Genomic DNA, 18123 nt, shown 5'->3' on the forward strand with positions numbered 1-18123 from the left:
GCCCCGAGCGGGGCTCCGCCCCGCACCCCGGTACCGGGGGCCCGGCCCCCGAACCCCCGAGCCCTTGCCCGTACGGACAGACACCCCGCCGGGGCCGCCGACGCTGCAGTAGCCGTTCTGGACCTTGAACAGCGCGCCGATGGCCGCGAGGAACTCGTCGCGCTGTCCGACGGGAACAGGGAGTCGGCCGAGTCGTGGGCCGGCCGGACGCTCTCAAGGTGTCGCGCCGATGGGCGTCCGGGCCGATGCGCCGAGGATCATCCACCGCTGACACGGCTCACTCATCCTCCAGGACAGCGGCCAGGGACTCGCGCGTGTGACCGAAGGCAGCGAGTACTTCATCGAGCGACACCCGCTCCCCTGTGTCGCTGGCGGCTCGCGCCAGCACGAGCGCCAGATCACGCAGATCAGCCGCCGCCGACTCCAGCTCATCGAGCCGGCAAATGCTCACCACAGCCCCAACTGGCTGATGCCGACGAGTCACCACCAGATCGGTCTCCAGCTCCGCATCGGCCAACAGACGGGCAACTTCTCGGTGGGCCGCCTCTGTAACCCCCGATGCCACCGTAACCACAGGGGGGAAGCACGCGGACGGTCTTCAGGCAGCCGGGGCCCGCGGCGTCAAACGAACCTCGACATCCGCGTCCAGGGCCCGCGCCAGGCGCTCCAGAACGGGCAACGTGGGAATGGTGCCACCGGCTTCGAACCGCGCCACCGCCGACTGCGTCATGCCGGCCTCGCGGGCCAGGTCGTCCTGGGTCCAGCCACGCCCTTCGCGCATCCCACGCACCGTCCTACCCAGCTCGTAGGCGAGGCGTGCGGCTTCATATGCCTCGGCTGCCCCGGGCTCGGCCATCCGACGCTCTCGGAGCTCCCGCCAGCTCTCCTGCTCGCTCATATCGCCTCTTCTTCCTCCTCGACGGTGTGCGCCAGCTCGACACAGCGACGCATAGCCCGCCGAGCCCGCTCGGTTTCCCGATCATCGCGCGTCCGCGTCTTGTGGAACACCGTCAAGAGCACGATCCGACGCCCAGGTGCGATCCAATAGGTGATGCGCCAGGCGAACTCGTCGAGGTGGAACCGGAGCTCACGCAGCTTGCCGTCGAGTTGCTTGGTGTAGGGCTCCCCCAGCAGAGGACCCTCTGCGGCAAGCAGATCGACGTAGAAGGCCGCCCTCGCGAAGGATGCCGCAGGCAGGTCTTCAAGCCACTGCCGGACCTCTGGTTCCAGCTCTACGATACCCCAGCTCATAGCATTGATGCTATGACCAAGACTTCTGTCGCGCCTTGCGTTCGCCTGGACACGATGGGCGATCCCATGCGCCCTTGGCCGCGAGCCACCAAGGGATGAGACACGCGACATCCATCACCGCGACAGCGCTACTCCTCCGACATGCCAGGTCTCATCGGGCCTGATCCGGCGGCCGTGCGGTGGGGACGGTTGGCGAGGCGGTGCAGGGCGATGAGCCCGTAGCCGATCAGGACGAAGCAGACGGCCAGCCCCACCGCCATGATCGAGACTCCGCCGTAACCGTACGTGTCCACGTTCAGGAACGGATAGGGGTATCTCTTCCATGCGCCCGGAGGCAACAGGGCGCCCCGGACCAGGGCGAAGGCCAGGTACGCCACCGGATAGGCCAGCCACACGGGAGCGGCCGCCCATCTCGGCCGGGCGGCGGTCCGGTCGAAGAGCAGCCAGTCGACCACGGCCATGATCGGTGTCACGTAGTGGAGGAGGAAGTTGCCGAGGCCGAGACCTGAGTGGGACAGGCGCTCGAAGGGGTTGGCCCCGCGCATACGCAGGAAATGCCAGATCAGCCCGGTGATCACGATGTAGAGGGTCACCGCCCCCTTGACCTCGAGGGAAGGCCGCCGCCTGCTCACCACCCGCCAGGCGCAATAGCCCGCGAGCATCAGATTGCTCTGAACGGTGAAGAGCACCAGCGGGTGCAGCGGGCCGGCCAGGGCCATCCACGTGTAGACCATGCCGGTCACCCCGGCCGCGATCAGTACCAAGCGGAACATCGTCGCCAAGACCATGAAGATCACCTTGGCACATGTACGTGACGACCTTCGCCGTCCACACGTCGGCGTGCGCCCCGGCCGCCGTGACCTCGTCGAGGACGCCGGTGATCCGGTTGAGCCCGGCCCGTTCGCCGCGGACCATGTGGCCCACCCCGCGGCCGGGATCGGCCGCGGGCAGCTCCCCGAACGCGGGCAGCGTGAGGATCGCGGGCCCGCTGGGCGGGAAGCCGATCTCGATGCGGTCGAGCACCTCCTGCACGGGTTCACTCGGGTGCCTCGATCCCGACTGGACACAACCTGTCCTCGATCACGGGCCGCAGCCTGTTGATCACAGCCGTGGGACTGCGATCCGCGTTGCCGTCAGGCGTTGTATCCCAGCACCAGGGCGGCGATCACCGGGGCCATGTACAGCAGGGGGTAGGCGACGGTCGAGTACGAGCGCGCCCGGAGCACGGTGAAGACGGCTCCGGCGAAATACAGCACCAGGCCGATCCCGGCCAGGACGCCGACGACCGGGACGAACAGGCCGACCAGCAGGCCCACGGAACCTGCGGCCTTGGCTGCGCCGAGCCAGGTCCACCACGACTGGGGAACGCCGTACTCCGTCAGCGGCTTCACCACCCACTCGGCGCGGCGAAGGAGGGAGTAGGCAGAGAAACCCACCCAGAGGGCGGCCAGGACGGTGACGACGGTGGCAGTGGTGGACATGGGGGCTCTCCCTGGCTGGTGCTCTCTTGTGAGACCAATCCTGCGAGCCCCGGTTGTCAGATCCGCGATGCGTTCACGATGGGCGGCTTCCCGACACCGCTGCTCGCATCCGGCGCGAGAACACGCGGCTTGACCCCCACGCGGCGTGCAACGCATCCTGTTCTATCGAGAGCTGGACTTCGACCTGGACACCATCGGCGCCATCCTCGCCGACACGACGCTCAGCGACGCCGACCGGTTGCACGAGCAACGCCGGTTGCTGACCGAGCGGATCGAGCGGCATCAGACCATGGTCGCCGTGATCGACAAGGAGTTGGCCGCGCGGAGGATGGGCATCGCCCTCACGCCCGAGGAGCGGCTGGAAGTGTTCGGCAGTACGCGCCTGGAGGACAACGCCGAACCCGCCGAGCAGCGATGGGGCGACTCTCCACTGTGGCGGCAGCGACATCGGCGCACGTCACGGTACTCGGCCGAGGACTGGCGGGAGATCCGTGCCGAGCAGTCCGGAATCCATCAGCGCCTGCTTGAGGCCATGCGTACCGGCATCCCCGCCGGCAGCGCGACCTCGATGGACCTGGCCGAGGAGCACCGGCTGCACATGGAGCGCCGGTTCCATGACTGTGACTACGACACCCACCGTGCTCTGGCCGCGTCCTACCTCGCGAACGAGCGGATCGGCCTCAACTTCGACGACGTGGCCCCCGGCCTGTCCCGCTACATCCACGACGCCATCATCGCCAACGCCGACCGCGCGAAGGCCGACCACTCGTAACCAGCGCTCTGCTCCCCGCCGTACGGGACCAACTCCGGACGTGTTCGCTGGTTCGGAGCGGTGAGCCGCGTGGGCATGTCTACGGGCGAAGCCGGCGAGCGAGGGGGACCGATGAGGCAGCAGGGAGCGGGTGGGGCGGCGACCGTCCGGGAGGCGACGTTCGACGTGCTGAGACGGACCGGGCTGACCACGGTGTTCGGCAATCCGGGGTCCACCGAGGTCACGTTCCTGGGCGGGCTGCCCGACGACCTGAGGTTCGTGCTGGCGCTGCACGAGGGCTCCGTGGTCGGCATGGCCACCGGATGGGCGATCGGGCACGACGCGCCGGCGCTCGCCGTGCTGCACACCACGGCCGGCCTCGGCAACGCGGTGGGGGCCATCGCGACCGCCCGGGTCAACCGGGTCCCGCTGGTCGTCCTCGTCGGCCAGCAGGACCGGCGGCACCTGGCGCTGGAGCCGTTCCTCGCGGGGCGGCTGGCGGGACTGGTGGGCGACTACCCGGTGCGCGTGGACCAGCCGGTCCGGGCGCAGGACGTGCCGGGTGCCGTGGCCAGGGCGGTCCACGAGGCGGTCACGTTCCGGGGGCCGGCGCTGGTGGTGGTGCCGATGGACGACTGGGACGAGCCGTACGAGGGCGAGGTCCTCGCCGCGCCGGGCCGCCTGCTGCGCACCCCCGCGCACGCGACCTCGGGTGGGGCGCCGGCGCCGCTGGCCGAGCTGCTGAGCGGGGCGCGGGCGCCCGTGATCGTGGCGGGGGCGGGCGCGTGCCGGGCGTGGGAGCCGCTGGTCACGCTCGCCGAGCGGCTCGGGTGCCCGGTGTGGCAGGAGCCGTTCGGCGCGCGGCCCGGCTTCCCGCAGGACCATCCGCTGTTCGCGGGCGTGCTGCCCGCCGACCGGCCCCGGCTGCGGGCCGCGCTGTCGGGGCACGACGTGGTGCTCGCCGTGGGCGCGCCGGTGTTCCGGCAGTACCCGTACACGCCGGGGCCGCTGGTCGAGCCGGGCACGGTGGTGGCGCTGGTCACCGACGACCCGTCGGAGGCCCACCGGAGCCCTGCCGATCTGGCCTGCCTCGCGGACCCGGCCGAGACCTGCGCCCACCTGGCGGCCCTGCTGCCCGCGCGGCCCGCCCGGGACGTCGCCTCCCCGGCGGCCGTGGTGCCGCCGGTGCCCGCGGAGGGGCGGCCGTTGCGGGCCGGGCACGTGCTCCGGGAGCTCGCCGACCGGCTGCCGGCCGACGCCGTGCTCGTCGAGGAGACCCCGTCGTCCCGGTCGGACCTGCACCGGCTCGTGCCGGCCCGCAACCCTCTCGGGTTCGTGTCGGCCGCGATGGGCGGTCTGGGGTTCGCGCTGCCGGCCGCCGTAGGGCTGCGCATGGCCCTGCCCGGCCGGCCCGTGGTGGCGGTCACCGGCGACGGCTCCGCCCTGTACGGCCTGCACGCGCTGTGGAGCGCCGCGCACTACCGGGCCGGCGCGCTGTTCCTGGTGCTGGCCAACGCCCGGTACGCCATCCTCGACCGGCTCGCGGAACGGCACGGCGACAAGGCCCCGTGGCCCGCCTTCGACGAGGTGGACGTGGGCGGCCTGGCCAGGTCGCTGGGCTGCCCGTCCCGGCGGGTGGAGACGTACGCGGAGCTGACCGCCGCGCTCGACGAGATCATGCCCACGCTGGCCGGCCGCGAGGAGCCGCTGCTGCTCGACGTGGCCGTGGCCGTGGACCTCGACTTCCAGCCATGAGCGTTCCCCGACAGGGCCCATGACGCCCTCTCCGGGACCCGTCGTACCCTTGCCAGATGTCGTCGGCGAGATCCGCACTGCTGGTCAGCGGCTTCGTGCTGGCCGCACTCAACCTCCGGCCGGCGCTCGCCGGCGTTTCCCCGCTCCTCGACGAGATCATGACGGACGTCGGCCTCGCCCCCGCGGGAGGCGGCGCCATCACCACGGTCATGGTGCTGTGCCTGGGGCTGTTCGGCTGGATGACCCCGTTCCTGGCCCGGCGGATGGGACTCGACCGGACGCTGCTCGCGGGGCTGCTGCTGCTGGCCTGCGGTGTGCTGATCCGCGCGTCGGGCGGCGCGCCCGCCCTCTACCTGGGCGCCGCTCTGGCCGGTACGGCCATCGCCGTCATGAACGTCGCCATGCCGGGCGTGGTCAAGCAGCACTTCCCCGACCAGGTCGGGCCGTACACGTCCGTCTACGTCTCCGGTCTGGTCGTCGGCGCCGCCGCCGCGTCGGCGCTCATGGTGCCGCTGGAGCATCTCACCGGGTACGGCTGGCGCGGCGTGTCGGCGCTGGCGGCGGTGCCGGCGCTGGCCGCCGCGCTGCTCTGGCTCCCCCAGGCCCTGCCCGGGCGCCGGGCCGCGGACGCCCCCGGCCCGGACTCCCCCGGCGGCGCCGGCGCGGGGACGGGGGCAGGGACCGGGACGGCGGTGCGGGCCAGGCCGTTCGCCGCGGTGCTCAGGAGCAGCGTGACGTGGTGGGTGACGGCCTTCATGGGGTTCCAGTCGCTGACGTTCTACATCGTGCTGGCGTGGCTGCCCACGATCTTCCAGGAGTCCGGCGTGCCCGCCGACCGCGCCGGATACCTGCTCGGCCTGACCAACCTGGCCCAGGTCGGCGCCACCCTCGCGGTGCCCGTCCACGCGGGGCGCCGCGCGTCGCAGGTGCCGCACGTGGTGGTGGCGTCGGTGCTCACGATCGCCGGGTACGTCGCCCTGCTGGTCGCGCCGACCAGCGTGCCGTGGCTGTGGATGATCGTGCTGGGGCTCGGGCAGGGCGCGTCGATCGCGCTCGCGCTGCTCATCATCGCCCTGCGCGCTCCCGACCCCGCGTCGGTGACGGCGTTGTCGGCGGTGGCGCAGTCGTGCGGCTACGTGCTGGCCGCCCTGGGGCCGCTGCTGATCGGGCTGCTGCGGCAGGAGTCGGGCGGCTGGACGGTGCCGCTGCTCGCCGGCCTGGCGGCCTGCCTGGTCCAGACCGTGGCCGGCGTGTACGCGGCCCGCCCCCGCCTGTCCCGTCCCTGACCCGGATTCCGGACGATCAGCGACCCCGCAGGTCAGCGGGGATGTCGTCGTTTGATACACAGGAAGGGAAGGCCAACGGCGACAGGAGTGGCCATGCGCGCGACCGTTCTGCACGCGCCCCGCGACGTCCGCATCGAGGACGTCCCCGACCCTGTTATCCAGCAGCCCGGTGACGCCGTGGTGCGCGTGGTGCTGGCCTGCATCTGCGGCAGCGACCTGTGGCCGTACCGCGGCGAGGCCGAGCGGCAGCCCGGCGGGCGCATCGGCCACGAGTTCCTGGGGGTGGTGGAGGACGCCGGCTCCGAGGTGTCCGGCATCCGCCCCGGTGACCTGGTCGTGGCGCCGTTCAACTGGTGCGACGGCGTCTGCGACTTCTGCGCCGAGGGGCTGACGAGCTCCTGCGTGAACGGCGGCTTCTGGAGCGTGCCAGGGTCGGACGGCGGCCAGGGCGAGGCCGTGCGGGTTCCGTTCGCCGACGCGACCCTGGTCAGGCTGCCCGCCGAGGCGGCGTCCGACCAGCGCCTGCTGACCGCGCTGCTCACGCTGGCCGACGTGCTGTGCACCGGCCACCACGCGACGCTCGCGGCGAAGGTCCGGCCGGGCGTCACCGCCGCCGTGGTCGGCGACGGCGCCGTGGGACTGTGCGCCGTGCTGGCCGCGAAGCGGCTGGGCGCCGACCGGATCGTCATCCTCGGCCGCCACACCTCCCGCACCGACCTGGCCCGCGTGTTCGGCGCGACGGACGTCGTCGCGGAACGCGGCGACGCGGCGGTGGAGGCCGTCCTGGAGCTGACCGGGGGCGAGGGCGCGCACGCGGTGATCGAGGCGGTCGGCACCGAGCAGTCCATGCGCACCGCCGTCCACGTCGCCCGTCCCGGTGGCGCCATCGGCTACGTCGGCGTCCCGCACGGCAGCGGCAACGGCCTGGACATGGAGGTCATGTTCACCCGCAACCTCACCGTGGGCGGCGGCGTGTGCCCCGTCCGGCCGTACATCTCCGAGCTGCTGCCCGACGTGCTGTACGGCGACGTGGACCCGTCACCCGTGTTCGACCTGACCGTCGACCTCGACCACGTGCCCGACGGGTACCGGGCGATGGACCAGCGGACCGCGACCAAGACCCTGGTCACGCTCTGACCTCGCCCCGCCTCGGCGTGGCCGGCTCGGGGAGCGTCCGGAACAGCAGCCAGCTCAGGAAGGGCAGCACGACCAGCGGGGCCAGGGCGGTGCGCAGGGAGGTGGCGTCGGCGACGGCCCCGATGACCGGGCCGGCCAGGCCGCCGACGCTGACGGTCAGCCCGAGGGTGATCCCGCTGGCGGTGCCGACGCGCGTGGGCAGGTAGTCCTGGCCGAGGGTGACCTGGAGCGAGAACGGGACGTAGAGTGCGGCGGAGGTCAGCGCCACGAACACGTAGATCGCCGGGCCGGGGACGAACACGGTGCCCGCCACCGCCGCGACAGTCACCAGGTACGCGCCCCGCACGACCGTCACCCGGTCCCGGCGCTCGGCCAGCCTTCCGCCCAGCACGGTGCCCGCCGCGCCGCCGAGGTAGAGGACGAACAGCGCCGCCGTGCCCGCCGCCGTACCGCCGCCGGTGCGCTGCTGGGCGTAGAACGAGATGAACGTGCTGAGCCCGACGAACACCACGGACCGGCACACCACGGCCAGCGCCAGCTTCACGAACGACGCCCTGTCGTCGGCCCCCACCGGGACCGCGGCGCCGGAGCGGGCGCGTGACGTCCGGTCCAGGGCGCGCAGGACGGGCAGGCACAGCGCGCTGCCGGCGAGCGCGGGCAGCACGAGCAGCGGTGTGAGCCGCAGGCCGCCGGTGGCGACGACCGCGGCGACCATGACGGGTGCGACGGCGAACCCGATGTTGCCGCCGAGCGAGAACCAGCCCATCGCGCTGTGGCTGCCCTCGCCGGCGAGCCGGGCGACGCGGGCCGACTCGGGATGGTACGCGGCGACCCCGATCCCCGACCCGGCCACGAACGCCAGCGTCAGCGCGTACGAGCCGCTGAGCCCGCTCAGGCCGATCCCCAGGCCGCCGAGCACCGTGCTCACGGGCAGCAGCCAGGGCATCGCCCACCGGTCGGTGAACGCCCCGAACAGCGGCTGCGCCACCGAGGACAGCAGCGACGCGGCGAGCACGACGCCCGAGGCGGCGGCGTAGGTGTAGGCGCGCTCGGCGACGAAGAAGGGCACGAGCGCCGCCACGGCGCCCTGGTAGACGTCCACGCAGGCATGCCCGACCGACAGCAGGATGATCGCTCTGTTCCTTGGCACCTGCCCATGCTCCCGGCCGGGCTCCCTGTCGTGCTTCCGATAATCTGCCAATCGATGACGAGAATCCGCCACCAGCCGACGGCGCCGACCCGCGCGCAGTGGCTGGCGTCCGGAGCGGCCATCGACGCCCACCGCCATGACGACCACCAGATCGTCTACGCCGCCCGGGGGGTCCTGGCCATCACCACCGGCGCGGGCTCGTGGGTCGCCCCGGCCACCCGCGCCATCTGGGTGCCGGCCGGGACCGTCCACGCCCACCAGGCCCACGGCGAGCTCGAACTCCACTTCGTCGGCCTGCCCGCCGCCGACAACCCGCTCGGCCTGGACGGGCCGACGGTGCTGAGCGTCGCCCCTCTGCTGCGCGAGCTGATCCTCGCCTACACCCGGGCTCCGCACGACGACAGCCCCGAACGTGGGCGGCTGCGGGCCGTCCTGCTCGACCAGCTCCGGGCCTCGCCGCAGCAGCCCGTACACCTGCCGAACCCCACCACCCCACGGCTGCGCGCCCTGTGCGACCTCCTGCGCGCCGATCCGGCCGACAACCGGACGCTGGCCGCCCTGGGCCGGCAGGTGGGTGCGAGCGACCGTACCCTGTCGCGGCTGTTCAAGGCGGACCTGGGGATGAGCTTCCCCCAGTGGCGCACGCAGCTCCGCCTCCACCACGCCCTGGTCCTGCTGGCCGAGAACACGCCGGTGACGGCGGTGGCGCACCAGTGCGGCTGGTCCTCGGCCAGCGCGTTCATCGACGTGTTCCGCCGCGCCTTCGGCCACACCCCGGGCGCGCACCGGCCTTGACCTTGCGAGAATATGTAGACCGGTCTAATTTGTACGCATGGGACAGAAGGGCGCCGAGACGCGGGACCGGCTGCTGGACGCGACGCAGGAGCTGGTCGAGGCAGGAGGATACCTCGGCGCGGGGCTCAACCAGGTGATCGCGGTCAGCGGCGCGCCCAGAGGCTCGCTCTACTTCCACTTCCCCGAGGGCAAGGACCAGCTCGTCGGCGAGTCCGTACGGCGGGCCGGGGAGACGATCGGCGCCGCCCTGGAGGAGCTGGCCGGCTCCAGCTCGTCACCGGCCGAGTTCGTCCGCGACGTGCTGCGGCATCTGGGCGACCGGCTGGAGGAGTCGGGCTGGCGCAAGGGGTGCCCGGTGGCCACCGTGGCACTGGAGATGGCGGCCACCAGCGACCCGCTCCAGGAGGCCTGCTCGGAGGTCTACGCCTCCTGGGAGGCGGCCCTGCGCTCCCTGCTGGCCGGTCACCCGGACGCCGACGACCTCGCCGTCACGGTCCTGGCCATGATCGAGGGGGCGCTGCTGCTGGCCAGGACCCACCGCAGCAGGGAGCCGCTGAGCCGGGTCGCCCGCCAGATCACCGCCCTGCTCCGCTGACCCGGCCCGCCGCACCGGCGGGCCTCTTTCGGCCCACAAAATATGTAGACCGATCTATTTTGGAGTCTCATGGACGCGATCGTCTTCGGTGCCACCGGCTTCGTCGGGCGTCACCTCGTCGCCGAGCTGCTCGGCCGGGGCAGCGGGTGGCGGCAGCCGTGCGAGCCGACACCCTCACCTCCTGGCTGACCTCCCGAGGCGTCGGCACCGGCCGCCTCACCGTCGTCACCGCCGACATCACCCGGCCGCTCGACGGCCTGCCCGAGCCGCGCGACGTCTACAACACCGCCGCGCGGTACGCCTTCGGCCTCGGCGTGGAGGAGGCGCGGGCGACCAACGTGGCCGGAGCGGTCAACGTGCTCGCCTGGGCCGCCGGGCTGCCCGGGCTGCGCAGGGTCGTGCACGTCAGCGGGTACCGGGTGAGCGCGCCCGGCGGCCGGCCGGACTACGCCGGGCTGGGCGCCTACGAAGCGTCAAAGGTCGAGGGCGATCTCGCGGTGCGCGCCCGCGCCCGCGAGCTGGACGTCCCGCTGACCATCGCCAACCCCAGCACCGTCATCGGGCCGGGCCAGTACATCGGGCTCGCCGCCCTGGTCAAGGACCTGTGGAACGGCAGGCTGCCCGCGCTCCCCGGCGGGCGTGACGTCTTCGTGCCGATCGTCACGATCGACTACTTCACGCGGTTCCTGGCGGAGATCCCCGCATCGCCCGCCGGTGAGCACCACTGGGTGCTCGACGACGCCACCCCCCTCCTGCCGGAGCTGATCAGCACGATCGCCGGCCACGTGGGCGTGCCCGCGCCGCGCCGTACCGTCCCGGTCGGCCTGCTGCGGCGCCTGCCGCCCAAGCTCACCGGCGCCGACCCCGAGACGCTGTCGTTCCTGTCGGCCGACCGCTACCCGACCGCCTCCGCCCGCGCCCTGGCCGCGTCCGCCGGCCTGGAGATGCCACCGGCCGCCGACGCCCTGCGCGCGTGGGCCGACGACCTGGTCGCCTCCCGGTTCGGCGCCGCGTCACCCTGGCTGCGCCCGTACGGCTACCGCGACGTGGCGGGCAGCCGTACCTGGGTGGCCGGAGAGCCCCACCATCCGGTCCATGTCCTGCTCCACGGGCTGCCGATGAACGCCGACCTCTGGGCGCCGCTCGTCGCCCACCTCGACGGGCCCGTCCTGGCCCCCGACCTGCCCGGCATGGGCCGCTCGGCCGCCACCGACCGGCCGCTGGACGCCTGGCTGGCCGACCTGCTGCGCCCGGTACGGACCCGCCCCACGCTGGTCGCCCACTCGATGGCCTGCGGGCCCGCGCTCCGCTTCGCCGACGAGCACCCCGACCGCGTCGGCAGGCTCGTCCTCGTCTCCCCGGCGTTCCTGCAGGCGCCCGGCCCCCGTCTCACCCGCTCGATCCTGGCCGTGCCGACGATGCGCCGGATCTCCGCCGAGCATCTGGCCCGCGCGCTGGGCGTCCCGGAGGGGCCCGAGGTGACGAGCGCGGCGGCGGACCTGCGCCGTCCCGGGGTGGCGCGCCGGGTGGTCGCGGCCCTGCGCGAGGACTTCGCCGGGCGGGAGCGGTCGCGGGCCCTGCTGGCCCGGGTGCGGGTCCCCGTCGAGATCATCGTGGGCTCGGCCGACCCGCCGGCCGTGGGCGCCGGCTTCCCGGCGCACGAGATCAGCGGCGCCGGTCACTACCCGCAGCTCACCCATCCGGCCCAGGTCGCCCGCCACCTCAGCACGGTCCACGGCCCGATCGGCGGATGACTCCGGCCGGCGGCCCGGCAGGTGGAAGCGACGGGGACCTCCGGGAGATCAGGCCGATCGTTCCGTTCCCAGAGGTCCCCGTTGAGCGGGCCGCGCTGTCAGCTGATGAGCTTGACGGTGTAGTCCAGCGTGGTGCCCTGGACCTCGTAGGTCGCCGTCTGGCCGTTCTGGGCGTACTGGACCAGCGTGTCGCCGGACTCGTTCTCGCCCCCGTCAGCGTGGACCCGCGGCCTCACCGATGCGCCCACCGGGACCTGGGTCGAGTCGAGCGAGATCGTCCGGGTCTGGTTGATGGGGTAGTTGCCGGTGTCGGGCGGACTCTCGGCGAACTGGCCGGTGTTCGGGTCGAGGAACTCCACATTGAAGTACATGACGAAACCGGCGTTGTTGACACAGGCGATGTTCTCTACCTGAAGCACTATGCCCCCTTGATCTGCGTGAACGTGATCGCGTTCCTCTCCGTGATTCCCCCCGCGTGTGTGGACCCTGTCCGGTTTTCGGCGACCAATTCGCCAAGACTTGTGCATCAAGATCCGGTGATGGCCGCCCGCGGTGAGCCGGCCGGCGACGGGGCCGTGTACCGCTCCTGTGCGTCAAGCAGCTCGTCCCAGTGCTCCGCCGCCCACGCGCACGCGGCATACAGCGGCTCCAACATGCTGCGGCCCAGCGGCGTCAGCGCGTACTCCACCGCCGGTCTCGGATCGGCGCGCACCGTGCGTGAGACGAGTCCCCCTCGCTCCAGGCCACGTAGCGACTGTGTGAGCACCTTCGGGGTGACGCGGTGCAGCGGCACCCGCAGCTCGGAGAACCGGCGGGGGCCGTCTTCCAGGCAGCTCATGACCAGAGCCGCCCACTTGTCGCCGAAGCGGAACGGCAACAGCGAGGACGGACACAGTTCGTCGAACATGTCCCGAGGCAGCGGCTCGCGGTGCGTCATGCTCTCTCCTGCCTGTCGGCTGGGACCGCTAACGGGTCTCGGTATCCAGGAGGTAACCGCTCTCGCGGCTACCTTTCGGGAGCATCGAGTCAACAGGAGGTATTCCGACGATGAGCAGGTTCGTGATTTTCGGAGCTGGTGGCCGGGCCGGCCGGCAGGCCGTCGCTGAAGCGCGCCGGCGTGGACACCAGGTCACCGCGGTGGTCCGCGACCCGTCCCGCTACGGCGGCTTGGCGGACGACGGCGTACGGGTCGCCGCCGGGGACGTCACCGACGTGGCGGACGTCGCCGCCCTCGCGGCCGGGCACGACGCCGCGATCAACACGGCGGCGGAAGTCGGGCCGGATGACTTCTTCACCAACGCCGCGCACGCCCTCATCAAGGGCCTGGGACAGGCCGGGGTGGACAGGCTCGTCGCGGCCGGGCTCGCGCCGCTCCTGCCCGGCCCCGACGGGACCCGCCTGCTGGACCAGCCCGGTTTCCCCGCCGAGTACCGGCCCTTCTGCCTGGCGCACGCCGACGGTCTCGCGGCTCTTCGTACCCAAGGAGGCGCGCTGGACTGGGTGTATGTCAGCCCGGCCGGTGACTTCGACCATGAGGGGGAGCGCACCGGCCGTTACGAGATCCGCGAACACGTCGACCCGGTGGCGTACATCTCCTATGCGGACTTCGCGCTTGTCCTGCTCGACGAGGCCGAGACCCCACGACACCACCGCATCCACCTGGCCGTGTCATGACGGCATGGCGACACCCTTGGACGCGGTTCCCTGGCGGCGCAGCAGGCCACGTACCTCCGCCGCGGGTCAGGTCATTCGCCGGCGAGTTTCGTTCTTCTCGCGGATGACCGCGTGGAGGTCTGCGACGGGACCCAGGTGCCCGAGCTTGTCCGGGTTGATCACCGAGCGGATGGTCTGGATGCGTCCGTCGAGGATGTCGAGCACCCAGGTGTTGATGACCCTGCCGTCGCGGTCGCGAAGGATCGCGCCGGGCTGACCGTTCACCTCGTGCATCTCCAGCGCGGCGCCGATCCGGATGAACTGAGGCGCGGTGGCGGCCAGCGCCCGAGCGATCTTGTCGACGCCGTGGACGGGGATCCTCCCCCCGACCTTGCCGCCGCCGTCATTGACCAGCTGAGCGTCGGCGGCGAGGAGCGCGCGCAGCCCGGCGACGTCCCCTTCCCTGAACGCGTCGAAGAATCGGCCGGCGAGTTCCGCGCGCTTCCTTCGGTCGGCCTCGAACCGGGGCCGGCCGTCCTGCATGTGGCGGCGTGCCCGTGACACGAGCTGGCGGCATGCCGCCTCCGAGCGATCCACCGCCGAGGCGACCTCCGCGAACTCGAACCCGAACACCTCCCGGAGCACGAACACCGCGCGTTCGAGCGGGCTCAGGCGCTCCAGCAGCAGGAGTGCCGCCATCGACAGCGAGTCGGCCAGCTCCACGGAGCGTTCCGGGTCCTGGTAGGGGTCGGCGAGCAGCGGTTCGGGCAACCACGGCCCGACGTACTCCTCCCGGCGAACCCGGGCCGAGCCCAGCACGTCGATCGAGATCCTGGTGACTGTCGTCGAGAGGAACGCCTTGACGGAACGCGGTTGCGTCGAGGTCTTCGCGTAGCGCAGCCAGGTCTCCTGGACGGCGTCCTCGGCCTCGGTCACGCTGCCCAGGATCCGGTAGGAGATCGAGAACAACAGCGGCCGCAGCTCCTCGAATTCCTGCTCTCGCGTCATCCCAGCCCGTCCTCGAAGCCCCGACGCCAGGAAGGCTAGCGCAGCCCCCGGCCGGGCCGGTCACCAGCCCGCGCCCGTCCCATGTCACAACCGAGCGGGCTACGTCGTCTCAGAGGGCATGACGAACTCGGAACACACCTCGGTGCTGATCACCGGAGGCAACAAGGGACTCGGCTTCGAGGCGGCCCGCCGGCTCGGGGAAGAAGGCTGGACGATCTTTCTCGGCTCGCGCGACGAAGGCCGCGGACGGGCCGCCGCCGACAAGCTGACCGCCGGCGGCGCGAACGTGGTCCTGGTCCCGCTGGACGTGACCTCGGACGAGTCGGTGGCCGACGCCGTACGGCTCGTCCGGGAGCACACCGACCGGCTGGACGTGCTGATCAACAACGCCGGCGCGCCGGGACACATCGTCGCGCCCGCGGACGCGACGGCCGACGAGATCCATTCCGTCTACGACACCAACGTGTACGGACCGATCAGGGTCACGCACGCGTTCCTCCCCCTGTTGCAGGCGGCGGACCATCCGCGGGTGGTGATGGTGTCCAGCGGTGGCGGCTCCTTCGCGGTCGTGACCGATCCGGAGCAGCCCGTCTCGAAGATGCACGAGCTCGCCTACAGCTCGTCGAAGGCGGCGCTGAACATGATCACCGTCCGGTACGCCCAGGCGCTCCCGGACATCAAGTTCAATGTCGCCACCCCCGGAGAGGTCGCCAACCGCAAGTTCGCCGCCACGGACATGAACCGCCACACCGGCGAGCTGACGGTCACCGAGGGCACCGACTCGATCGTGAGACTCGCGATGATCGCCCCCGACGGACCGACCGGGACCTTCATCGACCGCCTCGGCCCTGTCGCCTGGTGACCGCCGGGGCCTGACCGCGCCGGGACGTCACATCCCGGGAAGGGCCTTCTCGGCGGCCTCGACCACGTTGGACAGGAGCAGGGCGCGGGTCATGGGGCCGACTCCGCCCGGGTTGGGGGTGAGGAAGCCCGCCACCTCCTCCACGTCCGCCGCCACGTCTCCCGCGATCTTGCCGTCCACGCGGGAGACGCCCACGTCGAGGACCGCCGCGCCCGGCTTGACCATGTCGGCGGTGATGAGGTCGGGCACGCCCGCCGCCGCGACCACGATGTCGGCCCGGCGGACGTGGCCGGCCAGGTCCTGGGTGCCGGTGTGGCAGAGGGTCACCGTGGCGTTCTCGCTGCGACGGGTGAGCAGGAGGCCCAGCGAGCGGCCCACGGTAATGCCGCGCCCGACCACGGCCACCTCGGCGCCCTTGATCGGCACGCCGTACTCCTGGAGGAGCAGCACGATGCCGTGGGGCGTGCAGGGCAGCGGGGCCTCGACCATGTGGACGAGGCGGCCGAGGTTGACCGGGTGGAGGCCGTCGGCGTCCTTGGCCGGGTCCATGCGCTCCAGCAGCGCCATCGTGTCCAGGTGCCTGGGCAGCGGGAGCTGGACGATGTAGCCGGTGCAGGCGGGCGAGGCGTTGAGCTCGTCGATGGCGGCCTCGACGTCGGCCTGCGTGGCGGTGTCGGGCAGGTCGACGCGGATGGAGGCGATGCCCACCTCGGCGCAGTCGCGGTGCTTGCCCGCCACGTAGATCTGGCTGCCCGGGTCGTCGCCGACGAGGACGGTGCCGAGGCCCGGTGTGACACCTCGCTCCTTGAGCGCGGCCACCCGCGTCGTGAGGTCGGCCTTGATGCGGGCGGCGGTGGCCTTGCCGTCGAGTTTCACTGCGCTCATGTCAGCCCATCCTTCCACGTCCGGCCGAGGCCCGAGCACCCCACCCTCGACCCCGTTGACATCGTTGTCATCGCCGGGGCGGACGGCATAGTGTGACGTCGCCAGCCTCGCGCTCACCGAGGGAGTCCCGTTGCCCGCTCGCCTGCCGTCCGTGGAGCCGACCGACCTGTTCGTGGGCTCGCCGGCGCTGCCGTACCAGGTGCCGCGGGTCACGGTGGAGCGCGGCGAGCGGGACGCCGAGCCGGACGTCCGGGGGCAGGGGGTCGCGTGCGCGGAGCCGGGAGTCGCGTGCGCGGAGCCGGGAGTCGCGTGCGCGGAGCCGGGAGTCGCGTGCGCGGAGCCGGTCGACGGGCCGGTGCGTGACGCGCTCGGCCGGCACGCCGCCCCGGCCCGGCCCGAGCCCCCTCGTCGATTCCCGTACCGAACAGAACTCCACGCCGCCGAGGCGGCGCGGCGCCGGGCGTTCGCCCGGTGGCTCGACCAGCAGCGCGCCGAAAGGATCCGACCCGTGCCCGGTCTCGAACACCCTGGCGACCCCCGCCGGCCCGACAACCACCACAAGCACTGATGGGCCACGTACTCGCGATCGACATCGGCGGCACCAAGCTCGCCGCCGCCCTCGTGGACCGGGACGGCTCCGCCGCCCGCTCCGCGACGCGCCCGACGCCGCGTACGGACGTCATGGCCGCCCTGACCGCGCTGATCGGCGAGGTCGCCGGCGACGGACCGGCGCCGCTCGCGGTCGGCATCGGCTGCGCCGGCCCGCTCAACCTGGCGGCCGGCACCGTCAGCCCGGTGAACATGCCGAGCTGGCGCGGCTTCCCGCTGCGTGACGAGGTGCGACGGCTCACCGGGGCGCCCACCGTGCTCGCGGGCGACGCCCAGTGCTTCGCTCTGGGCGAACACTGGCTCGGCTCCGGGCGTGGCAGCTCAGCGCTGCTGGGCATCGTGGTGTCCACCGGCATCGGCGGCGGCCTGGTGATCGACGGCGTGCCGCTGCTCGGCCCCACCGGCAACGCCGGGCACGTGGGTCACATGACCATCGACCCGTACGGCGAGCTGTGCGAGTGCGGCGGGCGCGGCTGCGTCGAGCGGTACGCCAGCGGCCCGAACCTGGCCCGCTGGGCGCTGGCCAACGACTGGAAGGTCCCGGAGGGCGAGCCGGCCGACGCGCGGACGCTCGCCGCGGACGCCGCGAAGGGCGAGCCGGTCGCGGTGGCCGCGTTCGAGCGCGGCGCGCGGGCGCTGGCCGGCATGATCGCCTCCACGGCCGCCGCCACCGAGGTGACCAGGGTGGTCATCGGCGGCGGCGTGTCGGGAGCCGGCCCGGTGCTGTTCGAGCCGCTGGCGCGGGCTCTCGACGAGGTGGCCGGGCTGGCGTTCGTCAGGGCCGTGGAGGTGCAGCCGACCACGCTGGGCGTGCGGGCCGCGCTCGCGGGCGCGGCCAAGCTCGCGTGGGACCACTCCGCCGAAGCCGGCTGACCGCGGCGGAGTTGCCGGGGCGAGGCCGAGCGGCTACTCGGCCTCGCCCGCCGCGGCGTTGCGCCGCTCGATGATCCTGCGGGTGAACGGGATGATCTCCACGACGCGGGCGCCGAGGTAGGCGCCCACGAACGCGAGGGCGATGAGCACGAAGGGGCTCGTGGACATGCCGTTCAGCGTCACGAAGGCGTACAGGATCGAGTCGAGCAGGGCCATAGGGGCACTCCCAGGCGAGGTTTGAGGCGGCGACCACAGGGTAGCCGTACTCGTTTGATGCT

Annotated in this window: 23 protein-coding genes; 12 read left to right on the forward strand and 11 right to left on the reverse strand. The window is 72.5% G+C overall.

Annotation, left to right across the window (positions count from 1 at the left end; all coding sequences use genetic code 11):
* Positions 1-277: 277 nt before the first annotated feature.
* The 5 genes from ABZS51_RS19190 to ABZS51_RS19210 form a co-directional block, all read right to left on the reverse strand.
* Positions 278-517: a prevent-host-death family protein gene (locus ABZS51_RS19190; RefSeq protein ID WP_355442490.1), complete on the reverse strand. Its 240-nt coding sequence runs from the start codon at positions 515-517 to the stop codon at positions 278-280.
* Positions 518-598: 81 nt separating this feature from the next.
* Complete coding sequence (locus ABZS51_RS19195; protein WP_355442494.1) at positions 599-898, reverse strand: helix-turn-helix transcriptional regulator; 300 nt, start codon at positions 896-898, stop codon at positions 599-601.
* The gene (locus tag ABZS51_RS19200; protein ID WP_355442497.1) at positions 895-1251 is read right to left on the reverse strand and encodes a type II toxin-antitoxin system RelE/ParE family toxin; all 357 of its coding nucleotides are present in this window, start codon (positions 1249-1251) and stop codon (positions 895-897) included. Before ABZS51_RS19200 ends, ABZS51_RS19195 begins: the two co-directional genes overlap by 4 nt.
* A 128-nt stretch (positions 1252-1379) precedes the next feature.
* Positions 1380-2039 (reverse strand): Pr6Pr family membrane protein, encoded by a 660-nt coding sequence (locus tag ABZS51_RS19205; RefSeq protein WP_355442500.1) that lies wholly within the window; start codon positions 2037-2039, stop codon positions 1380-1382.
* 345 nt (positions 2040-2384) lie between these two features.
* Positions 2385-2732: a DoxX family protein gene (locus ABZS51_RS19210; protein ID WP_355442503.1), complete on the reverse strand. Its 348-nt coding sequence runs from the start codon at positions 2730-2732 to the stop codon at positions 2385-2387.
* Positions 2733-2877: 145 nt separating this feature from the next.
* Here ABZS51_RS19210 and ABZS51_RS19215 point away from each other — a divergent pair, with 145 nt between their 5' ends.
* From ABZS51_RS19215 to ABZS51_RS19230, 4 genes are all read left to right on the forward strand, one after another.
* Entirely contained in the window at positions 2878-3504 is a 627-nt protein-coding gene (locus tag ABZS51_RS19215) for a TipAS antibiotic-recognition domain-containing protein (protein WP_355442506.1), read from the forward strand.
* A 111-nt stretch (positions 3505-3615) separates the two neighbouring features.
* Positions 3616-5238, forward strand: a complete 1623-nt coding sequence (locus tag ABZS51_RS19220; RefSeq protein WP_355442509.1) for a thiamine pyrophosphate-dependent enzyme — start codon at positions 3616-3618, stop codon at positions 5236-5238.
* 56 nt (positions 5239-5294) lie between these two features.
* Positions 5295-6524 carry an MFS transporter gene (locus tag ABZS51_RS19225; RefSeq protein WP_355442512.1) on the forward strand — a complete coding sequence of 410 codons (1230 nt, stop codon included), beginning with the start codon at positions 5295-5297 and terminating at the stop codon, positions 6522-6524.
* A gap of 93 nt (positions 6525-6617) precedes the next feature.
* Positions 6618-7661, forward strand: a complete 1044-nt coding sequence (locus tag ABZS51_RS19230) for a zinc-dependent alcohol dehydrogenase family protein (protein WP_355442515.1) — start codon at positions 6618-6620, stop codon at positions 7659-7661.
* Here ABZS51_RS19230 and ABZS51_RS19235 read toward each other — a convergent pair.
* Positions 7651-8811: an MFS transporter gene (locus ABZS51_RS19235; RefSeq protein WP_355442518.1), complete on the reverse strand. Its 1161-nt coding sequence runs from the start codon at positions 8809-8811 to the stop codon at positions 7651-7653. The genes ABZS51_RS19230 and ABZS51_RS19235 overlap by 11 nt on opposite strands.
* Positions 8812-8865: 54 nt before the next feature.
* Between ABZS51_RS19235 and ABZS51_RS19240 the strand changes: the two genes are divergently transcribed.
* From ABZS51_RS19240 to ABZS51_RS19255, 4 genes are all read left to right on the forward strand, one after another.
* Positions 8866-9606, forward strand: coding sequence for a helix-turn-helix transcriptional regulator (locus tag ABZS51_RS19240; RefSeq protein ID WP_355442521.1), 741 nt, complete (start codon positions 8866-8868; stop codon positions 9604-9606).
* A gap of 37 nt (positions 9607-9643) precedes the next feature.
* A complete protein-coding gene (locus ABZS51_RS19245; RefSeq protein WP_355442524.1) occupies positions 9644-10201 on the forward strand; it encodes a TetR/AcrR family transcriptional regulator in 558 nt (185 codons plus the stop codon).
* 69 nt (positions 10202-10270) lie between these two features.
* Entirely contained in the window at positions 10271-10390 is a 120-nt protein-coding gene (locus tag ABZS51_RS19250; RefSeq protein ID WP_355442527.1) for an NAD-dependent epimerase/dehydratase family protein, read from the forward strand.
* The gene (locus ABZS51_RS19255) at positions 10360-11955 is read left to right on the forward strand and encodes an alpha/beta fold hydrolase (RefSeq protein WP_355442530.1); all 1596 of its coding nucleotides are present in this window, start codon (positions 10360-10362) and stop codon (positions 11953-11955) included. The genes ABZS51_RS19250 and ABZS51_RS19255 overlap by 31 nt, the downstream gene beginning before the upstream one ends.
* A gap of 98 nt (positions 11956-12053) precedes the next feature.
* Here ABZS51_RS19255 and ABZS51_RS19260 read toward each other — a convergent pair whose 3' ends face one another.
* A complete protein-coding gene (locus ABZS51_RS19260) occupies positions 12054-12374 on the reverse strand; it encodes a hypothetical protein (RefSeq protein ID WP_355442533.1) in 321 nt (106 codons plus the stop codon).
* Between the two features lie 107 nt (positions 12375-12481).
* Positions 12482-12892, reverse strand: a complete 411-nt coding sequence (locus tag ABZS51_RS19265; RefSeq protein WP_355442536.1) for a helix-turn-helix domain-containing protein — start codon at positions 12890-12892, stop codon at positions 12482-12484.
* A gap of 110 nt (positions 12893-13002) precedes the next feature.
* Between ABZS51_RS19265 and ABZS51_RS19270 the strand changes: the two genes are divergently transcribed.
* Entirely contained in the window at positions 13003-13629 is a 627-nt protein-coding gene (locus ABZS51_RS19270; protein ID WP_355442539.1) for an NAD(P)H-binding protein, read from the forward strand.
* Between the two features lie 66 nt (positions 13630-13695).
* On the opposite strand, the gene ABZS51_RS19275 is transcribed toward ABZS51_RS19270, so the two are convergent.
* A complete protein-coding gene (locus ABZS51_RS19275) occupies positions 13696-14616 on the reverse strand; it encodes an RNA polymerase sigma-70 factor (protein WP_355442542.1) in 921 nt (306 codons plus the stop codon).
* A 118-nt stretch (positions 14617-14734) separates the two neighbouring features.
* On the opposite strand from ABZS51_RS19275, the gene ABZS51_RS19280 reads away from it, so the two are divergent.
* On the forward strand, positions 14735-15478 hold the full coding sequence (locus ABZS51_RS19280; RefSeq protein WP_355442545.1) for an SDR family oxidoreductase: 744 nt from the start codon (positions 14735-14737) through the stop codon (positions 15476-15478).
* Between the two features lie 27 nt (positions 15479-15505).
* Here the strand turns inward: ABZS51_RS19280 and ABZS51_RS19285 are convergent, their stop codons facing one another.
* Positions 15506-16363 (reverse strand): bifunctional methylenetetrahydrofolate dehydrogenase/methenyltetrahydrofolate cyclohydrolase, encoded by an 858-nt coding sequence (locus ABZS51_RS19285; protein WP_355442548.1) that lies wholly within the window; start codon positions 16361-16363, stop codon positions 15506-15508.
* Between the two features lie 130 nt (positions 16364-16493).
* Here ABZS51_RS19285 and ABZS51_RS19290 point away from each other — a divergent pair, with 130 nt between their 5' ends.
* Together ABZS51_RS19290 and ABZS51_RS19295 are read left to right on the forward strand one after the other, a co-directional pair.
* Positions 16494-16931: a hypothetical protein gene (locus tag ABZS51_RS19290; RefSeq protein ID WP_355442552.1), complete on the forward strand. Its 438-nt coding sequence runs from the start codon at positions 16494-16496 to the stop codon at positions 16929-16931.
* Positions 16931-17845, forward strand: coding sequence for an ROK family protein (locus tag ABZS51_RS19295; RefSeq protein ID WP_355442555.1), 915 nt, complete (start codon positions 16931-16933; stop codon positions 17843-17845). The genes ABZS51_RS19290 and ABZS51_RS19295 overlap by 1 nt, the downstream gene beginning before the upstream one ends.
* Before the next feature lie 33 nt (positions 17846-17878).
* Here the strand turns inward: ABZS51_RS19295 and ABZS51_RS19300 are convergent, their stop codons facing one another.
* Entirely contained in the window at positions 17879-18061 is a 183-nt protein-coding gene (locus ABZS51_RS19300; protein ID WP_310708382.1) for a hypothetical protein, read from the reverse strand.
* Positions 18062-18123: the final 62 nt, after the last annotated feature.

This window comes from Nonomuraea sp. NPDC005501, assembly GCF_040605905.1.
Taxonomy (GTDB): domain Bacteria; phylum Actinomycetota; class Actinomycetes; order Streptosporangiales; family Streptosporangiaceae; genus Nonomuraea.